Raw genomic sequence first — 18,117 nt, 5'->3', positions numbered from 1 at the left:
TTAAATATACAGGGCCAATATGTAATCTCAAATGTTTTGTCGTATAGGGTTTGAGTTTAAGCTGCATCATAAACTTCCGCTCTTGGCACAATGCGGCCCGTTTTACCGTTCTGGTTTAAGGGGCAATCTTTTAAGTGCCTGTTCAATTTTATCTGCGTCCTGTTCCACGATGGCTCTCTCATCGGGTGTGAGCGGAACCTCCTCAAGGTAACGTCGAACAGAGGCTTTGCTTTCCAGTATCAGTCCGCGTGCACTCTGTTTTAGCAGATTAAAGTCGCAGCCAATGCAGGCCATCCGGTGCTGACAACTGCTCCAGAAGGGATTCGTGCAGTATGAATCGCCCAAATCATAGTATGTCGCAGGTCCGGTCAGGCTGGCGGCTTCCGGATCATGGTCAATCAGCACGCTTATCATGTGAGCGACACGGTCTGCTTTGACGAACGAGGCGGCCAGCTGAGTCGGGCGAATACGCAGATAATGCATGGTGGACTGAGGCGTTGAGTGCCCCGTCCACTGCATCAGTTCATACAATGACATGCCCTGCGGCACGCTGGCCAGCGCGGTCACTGCTGAGGCCCGCCCCCTGTGGCTGGTTATCGTTCCGCCGCTGTCTTCTAAAGGTACCCCTGCTCGTGCGCACAGCATCGGTATCACCGTGCGGTTGAGGATGGTGCCGCCGGCAGGCTTACCACGGTACTGGAACAGAAGCCTGACTTTCTCACCGGTTCGTTCGTCGGCGAGCATCGCCTGTTCTGACGGGCGTTCATCCAGCCAGATGTCGACGTATTTTTTCACCACGCCGCCACCGGTTTCACAAAGGCTTTTGAGGTTTTCCCAGCAGGGATATGCAGGTAGCACAGGGTACCGGCCGGGATGATACTGCCGTCGTCCTTCACGATATCGTCCGCCTGCGCCGCGATGCACCCGGTGATGAGGCGGAGCAGCTCACTCTTCCTCACCCCCGCATGGGTCCAGATGACAGCCATCGCCTGCAGCATGGCAAGCGGGTAATGTATTTCAGTGAGGAGATCTTCCTGACGCAGATTCAGGCTGGCCCAGATGAGCTTCAGCCAGACCGGATCGTCGATTACCCGGGGATTGACGCCGCGACGGAAAAGGGGCGTATCCGGCGTGGAAAGATGGCGGGCAGGGCTGAAGCGCAGGCGCCCCCAGCCCCAGTTTTCGTAATCAATCATAAACCGGCGCAGTGAATAGATAAAATGCGCCCTGGAATGCGGCATCATGGGCTCGCCAGAGCGCACCGATTTCCGCGTGCCCCTTTCCGTGCCCAGCTGAAGCTCATCCACGTTCATCCGGCCTACCGTAGCGATAAAGCTGGCGCAGGTTTCTATGGTCCAGTCTGCCGGTTCCCGCACCTGCGAATGTTCCTTTGTCAGCCAGAGGCCGCAGCGCAGAATAAAGCTGTACTGGTTTTCACGGGTGCGCGGCCTGAGCACCGATGTTTCCCGCCAGCGCCGGCACCAGTGTACCCAGGCCGGATCGATCCCTTCTACCGGCTTCTCGTACCACTTCGTGTAGTTTCGCATCCTCATCGGGGCGCTGATAATACCCAGCGCAGCGAGTGCGTGCGAAACCGCCCGACATAACGGGAAGTCCCAGCCTCCATGCCGGACTGGACCTGCCACAGCAATTCCGGCGTAAACGTCTCCAGCCGGGGATCCCGGTTCATAATCATCAGCGTGGCCAGTATGCCGGATATGTGATTTTTCTGGCTGGCCGGGGCATAACCCAGCGACAGCAGCGTATCCGTCAGGCGGTGCAGCTCCTGGTGATAAAAAGCCTGGCCGAAGATGGCAGAAGCGTAGAGGGCAGGTTTGCGTATATTGGGGAGGCTGAGAGGGTCATGAAAACCGGCAAGATGCCAGGCAAAGGCGGCCATTAAGGGGCGGCCCTCCCTGACTTCCCGGCAGAGCGTCCGCCAGCGTTCCTGTGTCCATCGCCAGCACGGCATGCCTGAGGAATGCATCTCGCGCAGCAGTCCGGCTATCACCAGCCCGGCGATTTTTTTGCTGCATCCGCTGGCGGCGGCAAGATCTTTCAGCGGCCTGATGAGGTCTAGCGCAGGCTTCACCAGCAGCATACCGGAGCGGCTGTGAGCGCTTTCGAGCGCGACGCACTCAGCAGGCGTCAGCGACGCCTCAAGCCGGTATTCAGTGATGTCGAAGGGACGCCAGCTGCTTTCAGTCGGTTTGTGCGGGCTCATGTTATTTCTCCGGGCTGAAAATAAGGTTCGCCATCCTGATATCTGCCGTTTCAATCGCTCCGGCCATCCTGGCGGCAAGGTCACGGGCCGACAGGTGGATAAATCTGTGTTGTGCTCAGGTCGCGGTGTCCTGCATAGGTGGCAAGCTCGTGCAGCTTACAGCCCGCGCGAGCCAGATGCGTCAGCCGCAGGTGCCGGAAGGTATGAGTTGAGATGTCCGGCATCCCGGACTCCAGCGCCCATTTCCGGACCGTTTTGCTCCAGGTCCAGAATGAAAGCGGCGAGCCCTGATTACGATCGGACGCGGAACGGAACAGGGCCCCTCTGACCATTCCGGTCCGCTTCATCTGCATGAGGTGGGTCGCCAGCGCGGGCACGACTGCCGGGCTGTAACAGACAATACGCTCACGCCGGCTCTTGGTAGTTTCTGCCCGGATGCGGATAAGACGGTGCGCGAAATCGAAGTCTTCGATGCTCAGCGAAGTGACTTCAGACCGCCGCAGCGCACCGTAGTAGGTTAATGCCAGCATCAGGCGATCACACAGCGGGGAAGCGGCGGCATGAAAGAGAAAAGCCTGCCACTGCGCACCGTCAGGAATACGCGGCAGTTTTACAACGCGGGGAACCAGTCCACGGCCGGAACTGAGCATGTCAGGCTTACCGGACCGGGGCAGCGGATTGACCGTGCAGAGGTCCAGATACATGAGAAAGTCATACCAGAGGCGGATTGCCGACAGGCGAAGCTGGAGCGTGGCGCTGGCCGAGGGAAAAGGCATGCCGGGCAGCTGAGGGCTGATGTACGCGGCCAGGTCTTCAAACCGGGCCTTTTCAGGTTCAATCCTGTGCTGGCTGCAGAACGCAAAAAATGGCGGAGGGCACTGCGGTAGGCCGCGAGCGTGGCCTGCGCCCGGCCCAGATTTGATAACAGCTTCAGCTCGCGCTCTGCAAGTACAGAGCATGTTCATCCGGTGGAATCAGCATCGTGTTCTCCTCTGACCAGCAATATCGCTGCACAAAGTTTACTCACTCAATGTTGCATTCCACTTAACTTACTTATAGCATATAATTACTGCTGAAGACGTGCACGCGCTCTGCGAAATCCTGCGTCTTTATCTGAAACCACGGCGCGCCCATTTTAATGTCGAGCTTTTGGCGCCGGCGCTGCGAGCGATCACGCAGCCGTCGTTATTGGACAGCACCACAACGGGCTTACCGCGCAGGTCCGGACGAAACAGCGCCTCACAGCTTGCGTAAAACGAGTTAACGTCCGCCAAGCCAAACATCGGCATCGTTACCTCCGGCGCGCGCGCGTGCTGTTGAACCACCAGGTGACCACGCCGAGCAGCTGCAGCTCTTCCGGATAGATAACCGGGTAGGCCGGATTCATGGGCAGCAGCGCGAGCCGGGGCTGCTGCAGGCGTTTAACCGAAAATTCACCTTCCACCTCAGCGATGACAATGTCACCGTGCGACGCCTCCTCGGTCCGGTCAACCACCATGACGTCGCCGTCATAAAGCCCAAGGCCCTCCATGCTGCTGCCGCTGGCGCGCACGAAGAACGTGGAGGCGCGCCGGCGGATGCAGAGCTCGTTCAGGTCCAGCTCTTTTTCGACATAATCGGCAGCGGTTGAGGGGAATCCCGCCGCACACGGTTCGGCATAGAGTGGTACGCGCACGCGCGGTGTGAAAACGGGGAGCCAGAGCAGCGTCAGGCCGGGTGCGTATTCCGCGGGTTTCACGGCTGCGGCCCTCTGCAGAGCGCTGCCGGAACAACTGAAATCAGCATGATGTAACACATAAACGTGGTTAACGCACCTCAATATCCAGCAGATTATTGATATTCATAAACAGGGCATTAACGGTAATATCCAGGCATGGGGCGATAAAAATCGTATCGTCTCCAGCAATGGTTCCCATGATCCCTTCCGCTTTACCAAACGAATCAAGCATCCTGGCCACCAGTGGCGCGGCACCCGGCGAGGTATTAACCACCACTAAAATATTATTATAATTAACACTCTGTATAAAATTATTAATGTTGCTCGAAATTTTCAGTACATTCAGCTCCGTAGGGATAGAGTACACCAGATCCCCTTTTGCATTACGGCGACGAATCGCACCAAATTTCGTTAACATCCGTGACACTTTAGACTGATTGACCTTCTCATATCCTTGTTCAATCAGATAGTTAACGATTTCATTTTGTGATGTAAAGTTCGCCGCCTGCAACAGCTCTCTGAACTTCAGTTTGAGTGTGGATTTTTCCATTTTATGTACCATAAACCATCAATTCCTTATCGACCGCTACACCCGCGTTCATCACATCCGCTCGACAGTCTTAATTCCCAGCATGGTCAGCCCCGTTTGCAAAGTACGGGCTGTCAGCAATGCCAGCTTTAAACGGCTTTGTTGTAGCGCAGGAGAGGCGGCATTCAGGATCGGGCAGCGCTCATAAAAACGAGAGAAAATACTGGCAAGTTCATACAGATAGCTGGTCAACAAATGTGGATAACCATCCTGGGCAACCGTATGGACAACTTCTTCAAAACGCAGCAACTGCTTACATAGCGCGGCTTCATCTTCGGCAATCAGTTGAATATCCGCATCAAGCGCATCGGTTGCCAGTGGGATACGTTTAAGCAGCGACGCAATGCGCGACCAGGCATACTGAAGATAAGGCGCGGTGTTACCTTCAAAAGAGAGCATGCTGTCCCAGTCAAACACGTAGTCGGTCGTCCGTTTTTTGATAGGTCGGCATACTTCACGGCACCAATACCGATAACTTCAGCCAGAGCATCCAGCGCGCTATCATCAAGATCCGGTTGTTTCTCAGCCACCAGAGCACGGGCACGGGTAAAAGCTTCATCCAGCAGCTCCGACAGTTTAATCGTACCACCCTCACGGGTTTTGAACGGTTTACCGTCTTTACCCATCATCATGCCGAACATGTGATGTTCCATCGGCACCGATTCAGGGACATAACCGGCTCTACGCACAATGCGCCAGGCCTGCATCAAGTGCAGATGCTGGCGAGAGTCGATGTAATACAGCATGCGATCAGCATGTAAGACATCGTAGCGATATTTGGCACAGGCAATATCGGTGGTGGAATAAAGGTATCCACCGTCTTTCTTACGAATAATGACGCCCATCGGCTCGCCATTTTTATTTTTATACTCGTCCAGATAAACGACCGTCGCCCCTTCACTCTCGGTGGCAAGACCACGCGCCAACAGATCATTTACTATCTCTGGCAGCATTGGATTATAGGTACTTTCCCCCATCACACTATCTTCGTTCAGGGTTACATTCAGGCGGTCATAATTACGCTGATTTTGCACCATCGTAATGTCCACCAGGCAGCGCCACATTTCCAGACACCAAATATCACCCTGCTGTAACATCACCACGTAGCGGCGTGCACGCTCAGAAAACGCAGGATCTATCTCATACCGTTTCTTCGCTTCACGGTAGAATGCTTCCAGATCGGATAACTCAAGCGGCTGGGTAGCATTTTGTTGGCTATGTTCCAGCCAGGCAATCAACATGCCGAACTGTGTGCCCCAGTCGCCAATATGGTTTGCACGAATGACCTCGTGCCCCAAAAATTCCAGAGTACGCACAACAGCATCACCAATAATGGTCGAACGCAGATGCCCAACGTGCATCTCTTTTGCCACGTTGGGAGCTGAATAATCCACGACGATGCGTTGCGGCGTCACCTTTCCAATGCCAAGACGCGGATCGCGATAAGCCTGTTCAAGCTGCTGCGTGATCCACTCCGGGTTAAGAAAGATATTGATAAACCCCGGTCCAGCAATATCGACGTTGTTAGCAATAGCTTCCAGTTCAAGCGCCCCAACAATTCGCTCTGCCAACTGGCGTGGCGGGCAGCCGACTATTTTTGCCAGTGCCATGACGCCATCGATTTGATAGTCGCCAAATTGGGGCCGTTCAGCATAACGAACCTGTAATTTACCGGCGCCATCCAGCCCCAATGTCGTTAACGCACTGTGCAGTGCCTGAGTAAGTTGCGCTTTGATATTCACGAATGACCTCTTGTTGTACAGTCGTAGAAACCATCTCCCCTTTGGGGTTGGCCATGAAACCTGTGATGTCACAAAGCCCAGGCACAGCCCGGGCTTTGTATTAACGTTTCAAACACATCACATGATAGGTGCCGTCTTCTTTTTCTGTACCCTCCGTTTCATGTTCAAATCCAGGGAAAGTATCGTCCCAACACTGCAACCCGCGCAGATAACCAATCAAAGGACTATTTTCGTCACCGAAATTCTCACCGGACAACACCATCGGAATACCCGGTGGGTAAGGGATAACGGAGTTGGCAGCGGTACGGCTTTCCAGCTCATAGATGGACACCAGCTCAACATTGTTGGCTACCAGCTGTTTAAACGCATCACGTGGCAACATATCGATTTGCGGTAACAACTCATAAGCCTGATTCAGTTTATGGCTAGGGTTATGCTCTTTCAGGAAGGCGATCATTTTGTCTCCCAGGTCGCGTATTCCCAGCTCGCCGTACAGCTCCGGAGCCGCACTGATCAGCTCTGGAATCACATCTTTTAACAGAGCATTCATGTCGTAATGCTTTTTAAATGCCATCAGGCTATTCATCAGCGTGACCCATTTCCCTTTGGTCACCCCCATTGAGAACAGGAACATGATTTGGAAATCGGTGGTACGGGTTGGCACAATTCCGAGGTTAGAGAGGTACGCTGTCACTAGCGCCGCAGGCACACCGCGATCCTTTAATGAACCGTCATCGTTCAGTCCCGGGGTTAACAGACTCACTTTCACCGGATCCAGCATCACCCAGTTTTCATCCAGATCGCTAAATCCATGCCAGCTATCTTTCGGATTGAGGATCCAGCAACTCTGTTCCTGCATCAAAATGGGCTTTGGCGCTTCCGGAAAGGGGTATCTTTCGCCGTTTTTCGGATCAGTAATCACTTCCGGGTTCCACGGCTTGAAGAACCAGTCATTCTCCTTGTATTGCTCATACTTACGAGCAATCGCCTGACGAAAATCAACGGCCTCTTCAATCACTTCATTGGTCAAATTGACGCCTTGTTTACCATCCATCATCGCCGCCGCCACATCATTCGACGCGGCAATAGAGTAAAGCGGTGAAGTAGTGGCATGCATCATGTAAGACTGGTTGAACTGCGCCGGTTCAATGTTGCCGCGCCCTTCACGCATATGAATGTAAGATGCCTGAGACAGCGCATTGAGCAATTTATGCGTAGAGTGAGTAGCGAAAATAGTCGGAGCATCTTTCGCATGCGCTTTTTATCATCTCGCATCGCGTGGAACCCTTTATAAATCGGGTTAAAACGTGAATACCCAAACCAAGCTTCGTCGTAGTGGATACGATCACAGCTTTCGCCCAGCATGTTCTGAATAATATCGCCATTATAAATCAGGCCATCGTAAGTACAGTTAGTGACAATACTGTAAGCTGGGCGTTTTTCTTCCAGCAGTGCGGCAAAGCGGCTTTCTGCAACTTGCCCACGGATATATTCCGCTGACATCTGCTTTTTCGGGATTGGGCCGATAATGCCGTAAGCATTACGAGTCGGCGTCATATACACCGGCGTCGCCCCGGTTAACATCAAACCTTGCTCAATAGATTTATGGCTATTGCGGTCACAAATCGCGATATTTTTATCTGTCAGACAGGCCTGCATAATGGTGCGGTTCGCCCCGGACGTCCCTACTACCAGAGAGTAAGAGCGGTGCGCGCCAAAAACACGAGCAATATATTTTTCGCTCTCACCGAATGCCCCGGTGTGATCCAGCATCGAACCCAGTGACGCACGCTCAATCCCCATATCGGTACGAAAAATATTCTCGCCGTAGAAGTCATAAAACTTACGTCCCACTGCGGTTTTACAAAAACCAACACCTCCCTGGTGACCTGGCGCTGACCAGGAGTACTCTTTTTCTTTGGCATATTCCATCATGGCGGCCATTAACGGCGGCATCATGATTTTTTCGTAGCGATTAACCGCAGCCTGTAAACGCCCAACGATAAAGTCAGTGGTATCGTCCAGCACCATGAAAGTTTCCGTCACACGGTTCATCACTTCCGCATCGACGCTGGCATTATCACCGGCAGATTTAACCATCAGGAAGACCGGCGTTTGATCGTGGCGCAGGCTCAGGCGTTCAACCAATGTACGAATTTGGGCAATATCGTGCGCATTCCACTCCAGCAAAATACAGTCAATCGCCACAGTAGAAACAACATAAGAGGCAGCGTTCTGATAAGAGTATGAATATTGAACTTTTTCGCCTTTGCTTTTTAAGGTTTCCACAATACGAGCAATCGCAGGATTCGGTTGGCGATGAGTCAACTCATTATTACTAACGATTAAATAGTTTTATCACACATAACCTTCTCTCTGATATTTAATATTTTGTAATCACAGACTTAAGATGATTCTTATATTAGAGAATCACTTAGCCAGATCTTTGCAGATTTGTTAGTTAATAACACTTAAAAACAAGGTTATTAACTTTCACTCATCGCAGGCAGTCAATGTGTCGGACAAAAAAGTTAATGATTCGTCGTCAATAACTTTATTGTGGGACGTGCGGTTTTGCTAAAAAATATAGTCGCTCCGATTCGTTTGGCGTTTAGCCACGCGCTCACTGTCGGGCTCATTGGCCGAAGCCTGCCAGCGCCTGTAGCTGCTGCGATGAACTTCAAAAGTCCGGCACAACGCGGAAACCGCGCTCTCAGCCTGTCGACTACCGTGAGCCGTTGAGTGAGTCCGACATTAAGAGAACCGTAGATTTTTTAGGATTTTATTCTCCATTTCAAGACGTTGGATTTTATTCTCCATTTCAAGACGTTGGATTTTTTCTTCATTTCACGCAACTCGAGCTGCTCTGGCGTCAGAGGAAGTTCGGCAGGAGTTTTACCCCGGCGTTCGAGTTTCAGCTTATTAATCCAGCGGGCAATAGCTGAATAGCTGAATAGCTGAATAGCTGAATAGCTGACATTAACCGTCTCAGCGGCCTTACGTAAGTATAGCTTTGCTGCTTCGAGCTTAAATTTTGCCGTGAAATGTTTGGCCATTTGATCACCTGTCGTATTGTTGATATGAACATTTCACCTTCGTTCAGGTGGCCAGTATCAGTGTGCCACTACAATATACCTAATTATTAAAAAGGGAGCCATTGGCTAGTGTGTACATATATTTCGCAACGCGAATAAATTCATAAAAAATCAACTCAACCACGAAATTTTAAATAAATAACTGCATAAAAAATGCAATTATTCATCGATGTATGATGCTACTACCACAGAACAAAACAAAAACGTAAGGTGCCGTTATAAAATGAATAAAAAACAATATATTGATATTGATCAAATTTAAACACCCATTTTATAGCGCGAGAAAAATATGCGCTTACAAACTACATGCGAATAAAAAACACCGTGCTTTTGACTTGCAGATCGAGGTTGTATATCTTTCTCATCGATTCGATATTCTTTTCAAAGCCGGTGTGGCGCGCGCACAAAAAAATGTTTCATTTCTGAATATAAATGCTGCGCTTTATCATTCTCATTGTGTCATACAAAAAAATGGATGTTTTCATAGGATAAAAACAACCCACACCAAGTTATTAAAAATGAATAATTACTTATCTATTAGGAGATGTACCATGGGTACTGAAACAAAAAAAATGGGAGTCCTCGGCCTCACCATTCTTGTTGCCGTGAATATGATGGGATCAGGTATCATTATGTTACCGGCAAGCCTTGCTCAGACTGGGACAATATCTATTTTATCCTGGTTTATTACCGCCATGGGTTCTATGTGTATTGCCTATGCCTTTGCTAAATGTGGTCGCTTTTGTAAGCGTGAAGGTGGCATGTCTGCTTATTCACAAGAAGCGCATGGTAAGTCATCTTTTTTTATCGCGTCTTACACCTATTATATTTGCCTGGTAATAAGCTGTGTTGCTATTGCCGTTTCAGCGGCGGGTTACATTGCGCCGTTCTCTCCCTGGGTAAAATCGACGCCGATCCACACGTTCATGACGGTCGTGGCCATCTTAATTTTAACCACCGTAGCCAATTTTAAAGGGGCCAAGATCACTGAACGAATATCCTCGTTTACCGTATGGGGCATTATTATCCCGGTGGCGGGTCTGTCGGTCATCGGCTGGTTCTGGTTTGACCCAAAAATGTTTATGGATGCCTGGAATCCACAGCATTTGTCCAACGCTAACGCCGTTTCTTCAGGTATTTCGTTAACCTTGTGGGCGTTTTTGGGGATTGAGTCTGCCGGGGCAAACTCCGCCGCGGTAGAGAACCCTGAGAAAAATGTCCCATTAGCTTGCCTGTTCGGTACTGCATTCGCAGCTATCGTTTATATTGCCTCAACCTCTGTCATCCAGGGGATTGTACCGAACGCAGAATTAATGCACTCCGATGCGCCATTCGGCTTGGTCTTCTCTATGATGTTTAACCCGCTGGTTGGTCAAATAATAACCACCCTTGCGGTGATCGCCTGTATTGGTTCGTTACTGGGTTGGCAGTTTACTAATGCCCAGGTTTCCAAATCAGCAGCCGATAGCGAACTGTTCCCTGCTGTCTTTGGCAAAGTGACCAAAGATCAGGCGCCGGTCATGGGTATGCTCATCATGTTAGCCCTTGAATTACTGCTGGCCTGTATGACAATTTCACCTAACTTGTTGAACCAGTTTAATGCCCTGCTTAACCTAGCGGTGTTCATCAACATGGTGCCTTATGTGTTATCGATGACCGGTCTACAGGTGATGCTGCGTAAAAACAAAGTGTCTGATCGCGAATACCGTTTCTCTTCGGTGGTGAGCACTATCGGCGTTATCTATAGCATTTATGGCGTATATGCCTGCGGCAGCAATGCTGTGTTCGGCGGATCCATCATCGTTATGTTCGGCTATATCTTCTATGGCTTCCTAGCCGGACGCGATGTCCAGGAACGTATGATGTCCGGTAAAATGTAACCGTAAACCATCTGCGCGATCTGCTGCCGTGGAAAGTCGATCTCACATCTGCATAAGCGTCAATACGGTCTGGATGTGACGCTTACGTAAAAAGAACATGACCGCATTATAAATGGGGTCATGAATCAGGATTATCTTGCCCGTATCGCCGCGCTGGAAGACGCGCTCCGCCATAAAGACAATCAACTCAGCCTCGTTGCAGAGACTGAGTCGTTCCTGCGTTCGGCGCTGGCCCGCGCCGAAGAGAAACTAGAGAACGAAGAGCGTGATATAGAGCATCTGCGTGCACAGATAGAAAAACTGCGGCGGATGCTGTTCGGTACCCGCTCCGAAAACTTCGCCGACAGGTTGAAGACGCCGAAGCCCTGCTGAAACAGCAGGAGCAGCAAAGCGACCGTTACAGCGGCCGGGATAACGATCAGCAGGTTCCGCGTCAGCTTCGCCAGTCCCGTCATCGTCGTCCTCTGCCTGACCATCTTCCACGCGAAATAAACAGGCTGTCGCCCGCCGAAACCTGCTGTCCGGACTGCGGCAGCGATATGGCATACCTCAGCGAAGTCAGCGCAGAGCAACTGAAGCTGGTCTCCAGTGCCCTGAAAGTGATCCGCACGGTCAGGGTGAAAAAGCCTGCACCCGATGATACTGCATCACTGAAGCGCCTGCGCCATCACGTCCCATCGATCGGGGTATCGCCGGTCCGGGCCTGCTGGCACGTGTGTTAACCGCGAAATACTGCGAACATCTGCCGTTGTATCGTCAGACTGAAATCTTTGCCCGTCAGGGTGTGGATCTGAGCCGGGCTCTGCTCTCCAACTGGGTGGATGCGTGTTGCCGGTTAATGGCCCCGCTGGAAGAGGCTCTTCACCGCTACGTGATGGACTGCCGCAAACTGCATACGGATGACAGTGTGACACGAAGGACGGATCCGGGAAGGTTCCGCCCATGCTGTGTCTGAGATGGAAGATGGCCTTCCGTATTCGCCTTACAGGAGGAGGATACAAACCACCTCAGACTGTTGTGGTAAAGAGCCACAACAGGAAGCGCTGAGGAAAAGGCGGCGAAAAGCCGTCAGGTAGGAGCAGGAAAGATGAACGCGAGTGAACCACTGGACAAGTGCCGTTATGTGTAAGCGTTGTCAGAACCGGGTTCTTGTCGTTCCCCCGGGATAAGGATGGCGGAAACCTGTTTACTGGCTATCCGGCAACCGGTATTGAGGTGGCATGATCTCTGCTCAGGCTCAGATACTGAACGTGTGAACCTGACACGCCGATGCTAAGGGAGAAACTGTGACAGAACACCGCGCAGAAAGAGTACCGATGCGGCGTACAGGGACGGAGTTCCCCGTAGTAGTGACGAAGGCGCTGTAATGGCGGTGGAGCGAAGGGGGAACGTTATTCGGCTTTGTTTAAAGCAACAACTGCTAAAAGGATGATTATTTTGAACAAAGCAAAACCTTATCTGATCGATAAAGCCATTATCTGGAGAGCCTGGCTGGCGGTCAAAGCTAACCGGGGTTCCGCCGGTGCGGATCGGGTGACGATAGAAGCGTTTGAGCATAATCTGGCTCGGAATCTTACAAGATCTGGAACCGGTTAAGTTCTGGCTGTTATATGCCACCGCCGGTGAAGCGGGTGGATATCCCAAAATCAGACGGGAAAACCCGTCCACTTGGTATCCCCACTGTCAGTGATCGGGTGGCGCAGATGGCAGTCAAGATGATACTGGAACCGCAATGGGACCTGTTGTTCAGCGACTCTTCATTAGGTTATCGACCGGGAAAATCGGCGCATGATGCCGTTGCACAGGCAAAAGCGAATTGCTGGAAATACGAATGGGTAATTGATCTGGATATCAAAGGCTTCTTTGATAATCTTGACCATGCCCTGCTGTTGAAGGCAGTGGATCATCTGCATCCGGCCCCATGGGTCAGACTATGCATTGTGCGATGGCTGAAAGCTGAGATCATTTTCCCTGACGGGCATCGTCATTCTCCAGAAAAGGGTACCCCGCAGGGTGGTGTCATCAGTCCTTTGCTGGCGAACCTTTTTCTGCACTACGCACAGGATAAATGGCTGGAGAAACACTATCCAAATAATTCATGGGAAAGGTATGCTGATGACAGCATCATTCACTGTCGAAGCAAAAGGGAAGCGGGTCTGCTTCTCAGCCAACTCAGGGAACGAATGAAAAGCTGCGGGCTAACGTTACATCCGGAGAAAACCCGGATCATGAACTGCCACCCGCTAACCAGACGCAAAAGCGATGGTCATTATTCATTCGATTTTCTGGGTTTTACCTTCCGACGCCGTGCAGCAAGGAAGATTGCAGGTGGTTTGTTCACCGGTTTTCTGCCGGCGATAAGCAAGAAGGCCCAGAAAACCATCGTCCTGACATTCCGGGCATGGAATATTCAGTGGCTGACGAGCCTGTCGGCAGAAGAAATCGCGGAAAGAATTAACCCGCAACTGCGTGGATGGATTAATTATTACGGGAAGTTTTATCCAAGTGAAATGAACAGGTTATGGCGAATACTGGACTGGCGGTTGGTCAAGTGGGTCCGATGCCGTTACAAGCAATACCGGTGGCACCGGAGCCGCGCCAGCGAAGTACTTGAGCGAATCAGGCAGCGTAATAAGTCACTGTTTGCACACTGGAAGTTCATGGTCAGATAAAGTTGAAAACAGGAGCCGTATGAGGTGAGAGCTTCACGTATGGTTCTGTGAGCGGCCGGAGGGGGAGGTTCCCTCTGGTCTACTTGACCGCCGGTGCCGGTACTGGCACCGGGCAGAAAGAAGACGAAAACCGGGCGCATCTGGACGTATGTGCGCGATGACCGGAGCGCGGGATCCCCAGACCCGCCAGCGGCGTGGTTCGCCTTCTCCCCGGATCGACAGGGGAAGCATCCTCAGCAGCATCTTCGCCATTATCATGGCGTACTGCAGGCAGATGCCTTCGCAGGGTACGACAGGTTGTTCAGCGCAGAGCGTGACGGTGACCCGTTAACAGAAGCGGCATGCTGGGCCCACGCTCACCGAAAAATCCAAGACGTCTATATAAGTACTCAGACGGCGACAGCCGGGGAAGCCCTGAAACGTATCGGTGAGCTGTATGCGGTAGAAGAGGAAATACGCGGCCGCCCGGCAACAGAGCGACTTGCAGCCAGGCAGTCCCGGAGTAAGCCGCTGCTGGCATCCCTGCATGACTGGTTGGTGGAGAAAAGCGCGACGCTCTCGAAAAAATCCCGGCTGGGCGAGGCGTTCGCTTATGCCCTTAACCAGTGGGATGCGCTGTGCTACTGCTGCGATGATGGCCTGGCAGAGCCTGATAACAACGTGGCAGAACGCGCGCTACGAGCGGTCTGTCTTGGCAAGAAAAATTATATCTTCTTCGGGAGCGATCACGGTGGTGAGCGTGGTGCACTACTGTACGGTCTGATCGGTACGTGCAGTCTGAACGGTATCGACCCTGAAGCTTATCTTCGCCATATCCTGAGTGTTCTGCCAGAACGGCCATCGAATAAAGTGGCTGAGCTTATGCCCTGGAACGTGAATCTCACCAATAAATAGCCGTCAATACGGCGCTCACTTAAAGTTTACCCATGGAACGTAGAACTCACCAATTAATAATCGTCAATACGGTGCTCACTTAAAGCTTACCTCCATGCCGCTGAAGCGGCATACAGGTTGTTTGAAAACTAACGAGACGACAACATCATGAAATCAAATGAATAAACGATCATTACGGTTCAATCAATTGCCTAAAACTATCATTCATGCCGAAACTGATCGGTAATAACCATTATAAATCAATGGTTATGTGGGGTAGTGTTGCCCTACGGGTAATTTGTGATGAGGCATCGCCATCCGGCCTGAAATCCGGAGCTTCATTCGCCGGTTTAACGATAATTTACTCACTTATCATGCCTGAGAACAGGCCAAGAGCAGGAACCGTGTCTCAGGATAACACCAGCCTCTGGACTACAGTTTTAATGTGGCTTTATGGCAACAGAACCGAATGGGGATATGCCGCAGTCGCGTGCATGTTTTCGCTCCTGCGCGGTGCTTATGCAAAGAACCCGTGGGGCAGGCGGATACTTGATGCCGTTTCCTGCAGTGCGCTGGCCTTCTTTTCCAGCCCTACCTTGGAGGTCACAGGCGCCCTGTTTAACTGGCATGTGCCGGATGCCGCCGCCCAGGTCGCAGCCGTCTTCATCGGCTACGTGGGCAATGACTATATCAGTGTGAAGCTGCACGGCTGGATAAACCGTAAAACAGGAGGTGACAGCAATGCAAATCAGTAATACCGGGCTGAATCTGATTAAAGCTTTTGAAGGGTGCTCACTGACGGCCTATAGGGATTCAGCGGGCGTCTGGACCATTGGCTACGGCTGGACTCAGGCCGTCAACGGCGTGCCAATACACGCAGGCATGACCATCACGCAGGGCAGGGCTGAGGCTCTTCTGCGGGTGGGGCTGGAACAGTATGAAGCTCCGGTTAACGCCAGCGTCACTGTCGGACTGACGCAGTGCCAGTTCGATGCGCTGGTCAGTCTGACCTACAACCTGGGCGCAGGAAGCTTTGAAAAGTCCACCCTACTGAAAAAACTGAATGCCGGGGATATCCAGGGGGCTGCAGACCAGTTTCTGACCTGGTACAAAGCCGGCGGACAGACACTACCAGGACTGGTTCGTAGGCGGGCGTATGAAAGGGACCTTTTCCTGGGTTATTCGTCCTGATGGACCGCCTGACTTACCAGATACTGAAGAGCATCGTTCCGCGAAGATGTGCCGGGTAACGGTCGGGCCGCAGAATGAGGGTTTTTGTGTTAAACATTTTGAACCTTTTCAGAAACGTCTTGCCTCTGTTTGTCATCGCCCTTATCTGCGTTGAGCTGGGCCTGATTATTGACAGTAATTCGCGGCTTAAAACAACCAACCAGCATCTCACCGAAATGCTGGGCAGCAAGGAGGCGCAGGTCAGCGCCCTGCGATCTAAAAATGACGCCCTGGCCAACGGCCTGAACGAACTGGTCACCGCCGTCAGGCAGCAGAATGCGGTGATGAAACAGGTCACCACTGAGCGTGTAGTAGCTTCGCAGGAGAACAGGACATTACGCGATGAAATCAGGAAAAACCTCGTGGGTGACAGGTGTGCGGCGTCTCCTGTTCCCGCTGCTGCTGCTGACCGGCTGCGCGACGCCGCCCGCGCAGCCGGTCGAGTACCGGACCGTCAGACTGCCGCAGCTGAGCCTTCCGGCAGAACTGACCGGCCCCGTTGACGCGCCGGTACCACCGGCGAACCTGACCTGGGGCGACACCCTGAGCCTGAATGCGGAACTTTACGGCCTGCTGGGCCGCTGCAACGCCGACCGCGCAGCCATCAGAAGCGTGGAGGCCGCGCAGAGGCAGGTATCAACGGATAACTGAAAAGTCTTTGCGACACGTTTTTATTCAGTTCCGTTTCATACCGTTGCTGAAAATATAAATGGCAGTAAGAACTGATTAATTCTTAGCGGATTGTATATAAGCTTCAGAAATACCAGTCCCGGAGTACTGCCTGTGTTAAAACACCCCCCGTTCAGCTATAGACAAGAGCGGCTGAACGTGAATAAGTGAAAAACCTGAAAACATCACACCATAATAAGCGACAGGAATCAGCAAGGGATGTTAGCGTGCTGAAAAACTCAATGCCGGTGATGATGACGTCTCATCCCGGGCATTTGGGCGTTATATCCATGCCGGCGGTAAAGCGCTGTTCTGCCTAGTTCGCAGAAAGAAGGCAGAACGCGCACTCTTTCTAACGCGCACTCTTTCTGAAGTAAGTAAGACAGTCGGGCGTATTTCTTTATTTATAAGTATGAAAAAACTGGTGTAAATCAGGAGCGGTAGCATGCTTTTCTCTCAGAGAGAAACCGCATTGACTCAATGTTCCTCATGCAAATAACTTAAAGAATTATTTGCGCCCACCATTCATTGTAATAAGAAGGATTAAACTCATGGCTACTACCGCAGACGTAAGCTTCACAGGTGATGCCTCCAATTAGTAGAACATATATTTTTCGATGAAGGCACCGATGACTTTTTCGTGGATCTCAGCTGAGCGTGAGAAGCAGATTGTTTTACGAGCCAACCGCTTAATGCGGGTGCAGAGCGTCAGGTTATTACGCTCAATAAGTTGGGTGAATATCTTGCCGGTTAGATGCTTATCCTTCGGCATCTCCCGGCTGTAGCTACCCCAGTCGTCGCTGATGATCATGCCGATGGCGAAGGGCTCCAGTAACGCCAGCAGTTCCCGGCAGGTTTCATCGGTTCGGGGACCAAAAGTGTAGTCCAGTACACCGCCTGTTTTGGTGTTGTACGCATACCATTGCCAGTGTTGCCGGGCTTTACTGCTAACGAAGCTCCATTGCTCATCAAGTTCATAGATAAGCGCCACATCAGTATGGGCAACGGGCGAAGACGTTATTCGCTCTGGCGCGAGTTTTTTAAAGTCCGGATGACGGTGTTAATACCAATTTTCAGTATTCTGGCAGTATCGCGAACCCCCGCACCATTGAAGGCCATTTCGGTGATCTGCTCTTTAACGCCCGACTTGAAGGCCTCATAAACGTAAGTGAGCTGAAACACGCGGTGGCAGTCACGGCAGCGAAATCTGTCATGGCCTTTAGGGCTCTGACCATGGCGGTAAACCTGAGAAGACTGACAACGGGGACAATGAACGTTAATGCAGGCCATGAGAGAACCTCAAAAGCCCGCATTTTAAATCAGATTCAACTAATTAGAGGCATCACCCGCAGGAGTTGTAACCTCAGCATTACATGCGTGCAGGAAAGAACGATAGTGCCCGCACTTATCCCCCTCCATTCAGTTA

The 18,117-nt window shown here is 51.6% G+C and carries 12 protein-coding genes and 6 pseudogenes; 9 read left to right on the top strand and 9 right to left on the bottom strand.

The genetic code is table 11. The features are described 5' to 3' along the window. Positions 1-102: 102 nt before the first annotated feature. The 8 genes and pseudogenes from HA45_RS29175 to HA45_RS20715 form a co-directional block, all read right to left on the bottom strand. Positions 103-2,224, bottom strand: a pseudogene (locus tag HA45_RS29175) (tyrosine-type recombinase/integrase). 80 nt (positions 2,225-2,304) lie between these two features. After that, positions 2,305-3,000, bottom strand: a complete 696-nt coding sequence (locus HA45_RS20745; RefSeq protein WP_244563490.1) for a tyrosine-type recombinase/integrase — start codon at positions 2,998-3,000, stop codon at positions 2,305-2,307. 280 nt (positions 3,001-3,280) lie between these two features. After that, a pseudogene (locus HA45_RS20740) lies at positions 3,281-3,507 on the bottom strand (Y-family DNA polymerase); the annotation flags it as partial. An 8-nt stretch (positions 3,508-3,515) separates the two neighbouring features. Then, positions 3,516-3,962, bottom strand: coding sequence for a translesion error-prone DNA polymerase V autoproteolytic subunit (gene umuD, locus HA45_RS20735; RefSeq protein ID WP_100704215.1), 447 nt, complete (start codon positions 3,960-3,962; stop codon positions 3,516-3,518). Between the two features lie 67 nt (positions 3,963-4,029). Next, positions 4,030-4,503 carry a transcriptional regulator ArgR gene (gene argR / locus HA45_RS20730; protein ID WP_100704209.1) on the bottom strand — a complete coding sequence of 158 codons (474 nt, stop codon included), beginning with the start codon at positions 4,501-4,503 and terminating at the stop codon, positions 4,030-4,032. 39 nt (positions 4,504-4,542) lie between these two features. Continuing rightward, a pseudogene (argS, locus tag HA45_RS20725) lies at positions 4,543-6,272 on the bottom strand (arginine--tRNA ligase). 100 nt (positions 6,273-6,372) lie between these two features. Next, positions 6,373-8,600: pseudogene (gene adiA, locus HA45_RS20720) on the bottom strand (arginine decarboxylase). Between the two features lie 446 nt (positions 8,601-9,046). Further along, complete coding sequence (locus HA45_RS20715; RefSeq protein WP_128599027.1) at positions 9,047-9,328, bottom strand: transposase; 282 nt, start codon at positions 9,326-9,328, stop codon at positions 9,047-9,049. Between the two features lie 590 nt (positions 9,329-9,918). Here HA45_RS20715 and potE point away from each other — a divergent pair. From potE to lysC, 9 genes and pseudogenes are all read left to right on the top strand, one after another. After that, on the top strand, positions 9,919-11,247 hold the full coding sequence (potE, locus tag HA45_RS20710) for a putrescine-ornithine antiporter (RefSeq protein ID WP_100704205.1): 1,329 nt from the start codon (positions 9,919-9,921) through the stop codon (positions 11,245-11,247). Positions 11,248-11,367: 120 nt separating this feature from the next. Further along, a pseudogene (locus tag HA45_RS20705) lies at positions 11,368-12,181 on the top strand (IS66 family transposase); the annotation flags it as partial. Positions 12,182-12,648: 467 nt separating this feature from the next. Then, entirely contained in the window at positions 12,649-12,843 is a 195-nt protein-coding gene (locus tag HA45_RS28345) for a hypothetical protein (protein WP_244563489.1), read from the top strand. Positions 12,844-12,857: 14 nt separating this feature from the next. Then, a complete protein-coding gene (ltrA, locus tag HA45_RS20700) occupies positions 12,858-13,919 on the top strand; it encodes a group II intron reverse transcriptase/maturase (protein ID WP_240629309.1) in 1,062 nt (353 codons plus the stop codon). 90 nt (positions 13,920-14,009) lie between these two features. Continuing rightward, positions 14,010-14,813, top strand: a pseudogene (tnpC, locus tag HA45_RS20695) (IS66 family transposase); the annotation flags it as partial. Positions 14,814-15,196: 383 nt separating this feature from the next. Beyond that, positions 15,197-15,547 (top strand): phage holin family protein, encoded by a 351-nt coding sequence (locus tag HA45_RS20690; protein WP_240629308.1) that lies wholly within the window; start codon positions 15,197-15,199, stop codon positions 15,545-15,547. Then, on the top strand, positions 15,534-15,983 hold the full coding sequence (locus tag HA45_RS20685; RefSeq protein ID WP_100704204.1) for a lysozyme: 450 nt from the start codon (positions 15,534-15,536) through the stop codon (positions 15,981-15,983). Before HA45_RS20690 ends, HA45_RS20685 begins: the two co-directional genes overlap by 14 nt. Positions 15,984-16,069: 86 nt before the next feature. Next, positions 16,070-16,525: an Rz lytic protein gene (locus HA45_RS20680; protein ID WP_240629307.1), complete on the top strand. Its 456-nt coding sequence runs from the start codon at positions 16,070-16,072 to the stop codon at positions 16,523-16,525. After that, complete coding sequence (gene lysC / locus HA45_RS29375; RefSeq protein WP_128599028.1) at positions 16,410-16,673, top strand: Rz1-like lysis system protein LysC; 264 nt, start codon at positions 16,410-16,412, stop codon at positions 16,671-16,673. Before HA45_RS20680 ends, lysC begins: the two co-directional genes overlap by 116 nt. Before the next feature lie 613 nt (positions 16,674-17,286). Here lysC and HA45_RS20670 read toward each other — a convergent pair. After that, positions 17,287-17,981, bottom strand: a protein-coding gene (locus HA45_RS20670) for an IS1 family transposase (protein ID WP_100704202.1) whose coding sequence is annotated in 2 segments (ribosomal slippage) — positions 17,287-17,735 and positions 17,735-17,981 — 696 coding nt in all. Because the reading frame shifts where the segments join, the coding sequence is not laid out codon by codon here. Positions 17,982-18,117: the final 136 nt, after the last annotated feature.

The sequence above is a fragment of the Pantoea rodasii genome (assembly GCF_002095465.1).
Taxonomy (GTDB): domain Bacteria; phylum Pseudomonadota; class Gammaproteobacteria; order Enterobacterales; family Enterobacteriaceae; genus Pantoea; species Pantoea rodasii.
The sequence above is the reverse complement of the archived record's forward strand: the minus strand, read 5'-3'. Positions and strand labels throughout refer to the sequence as shown.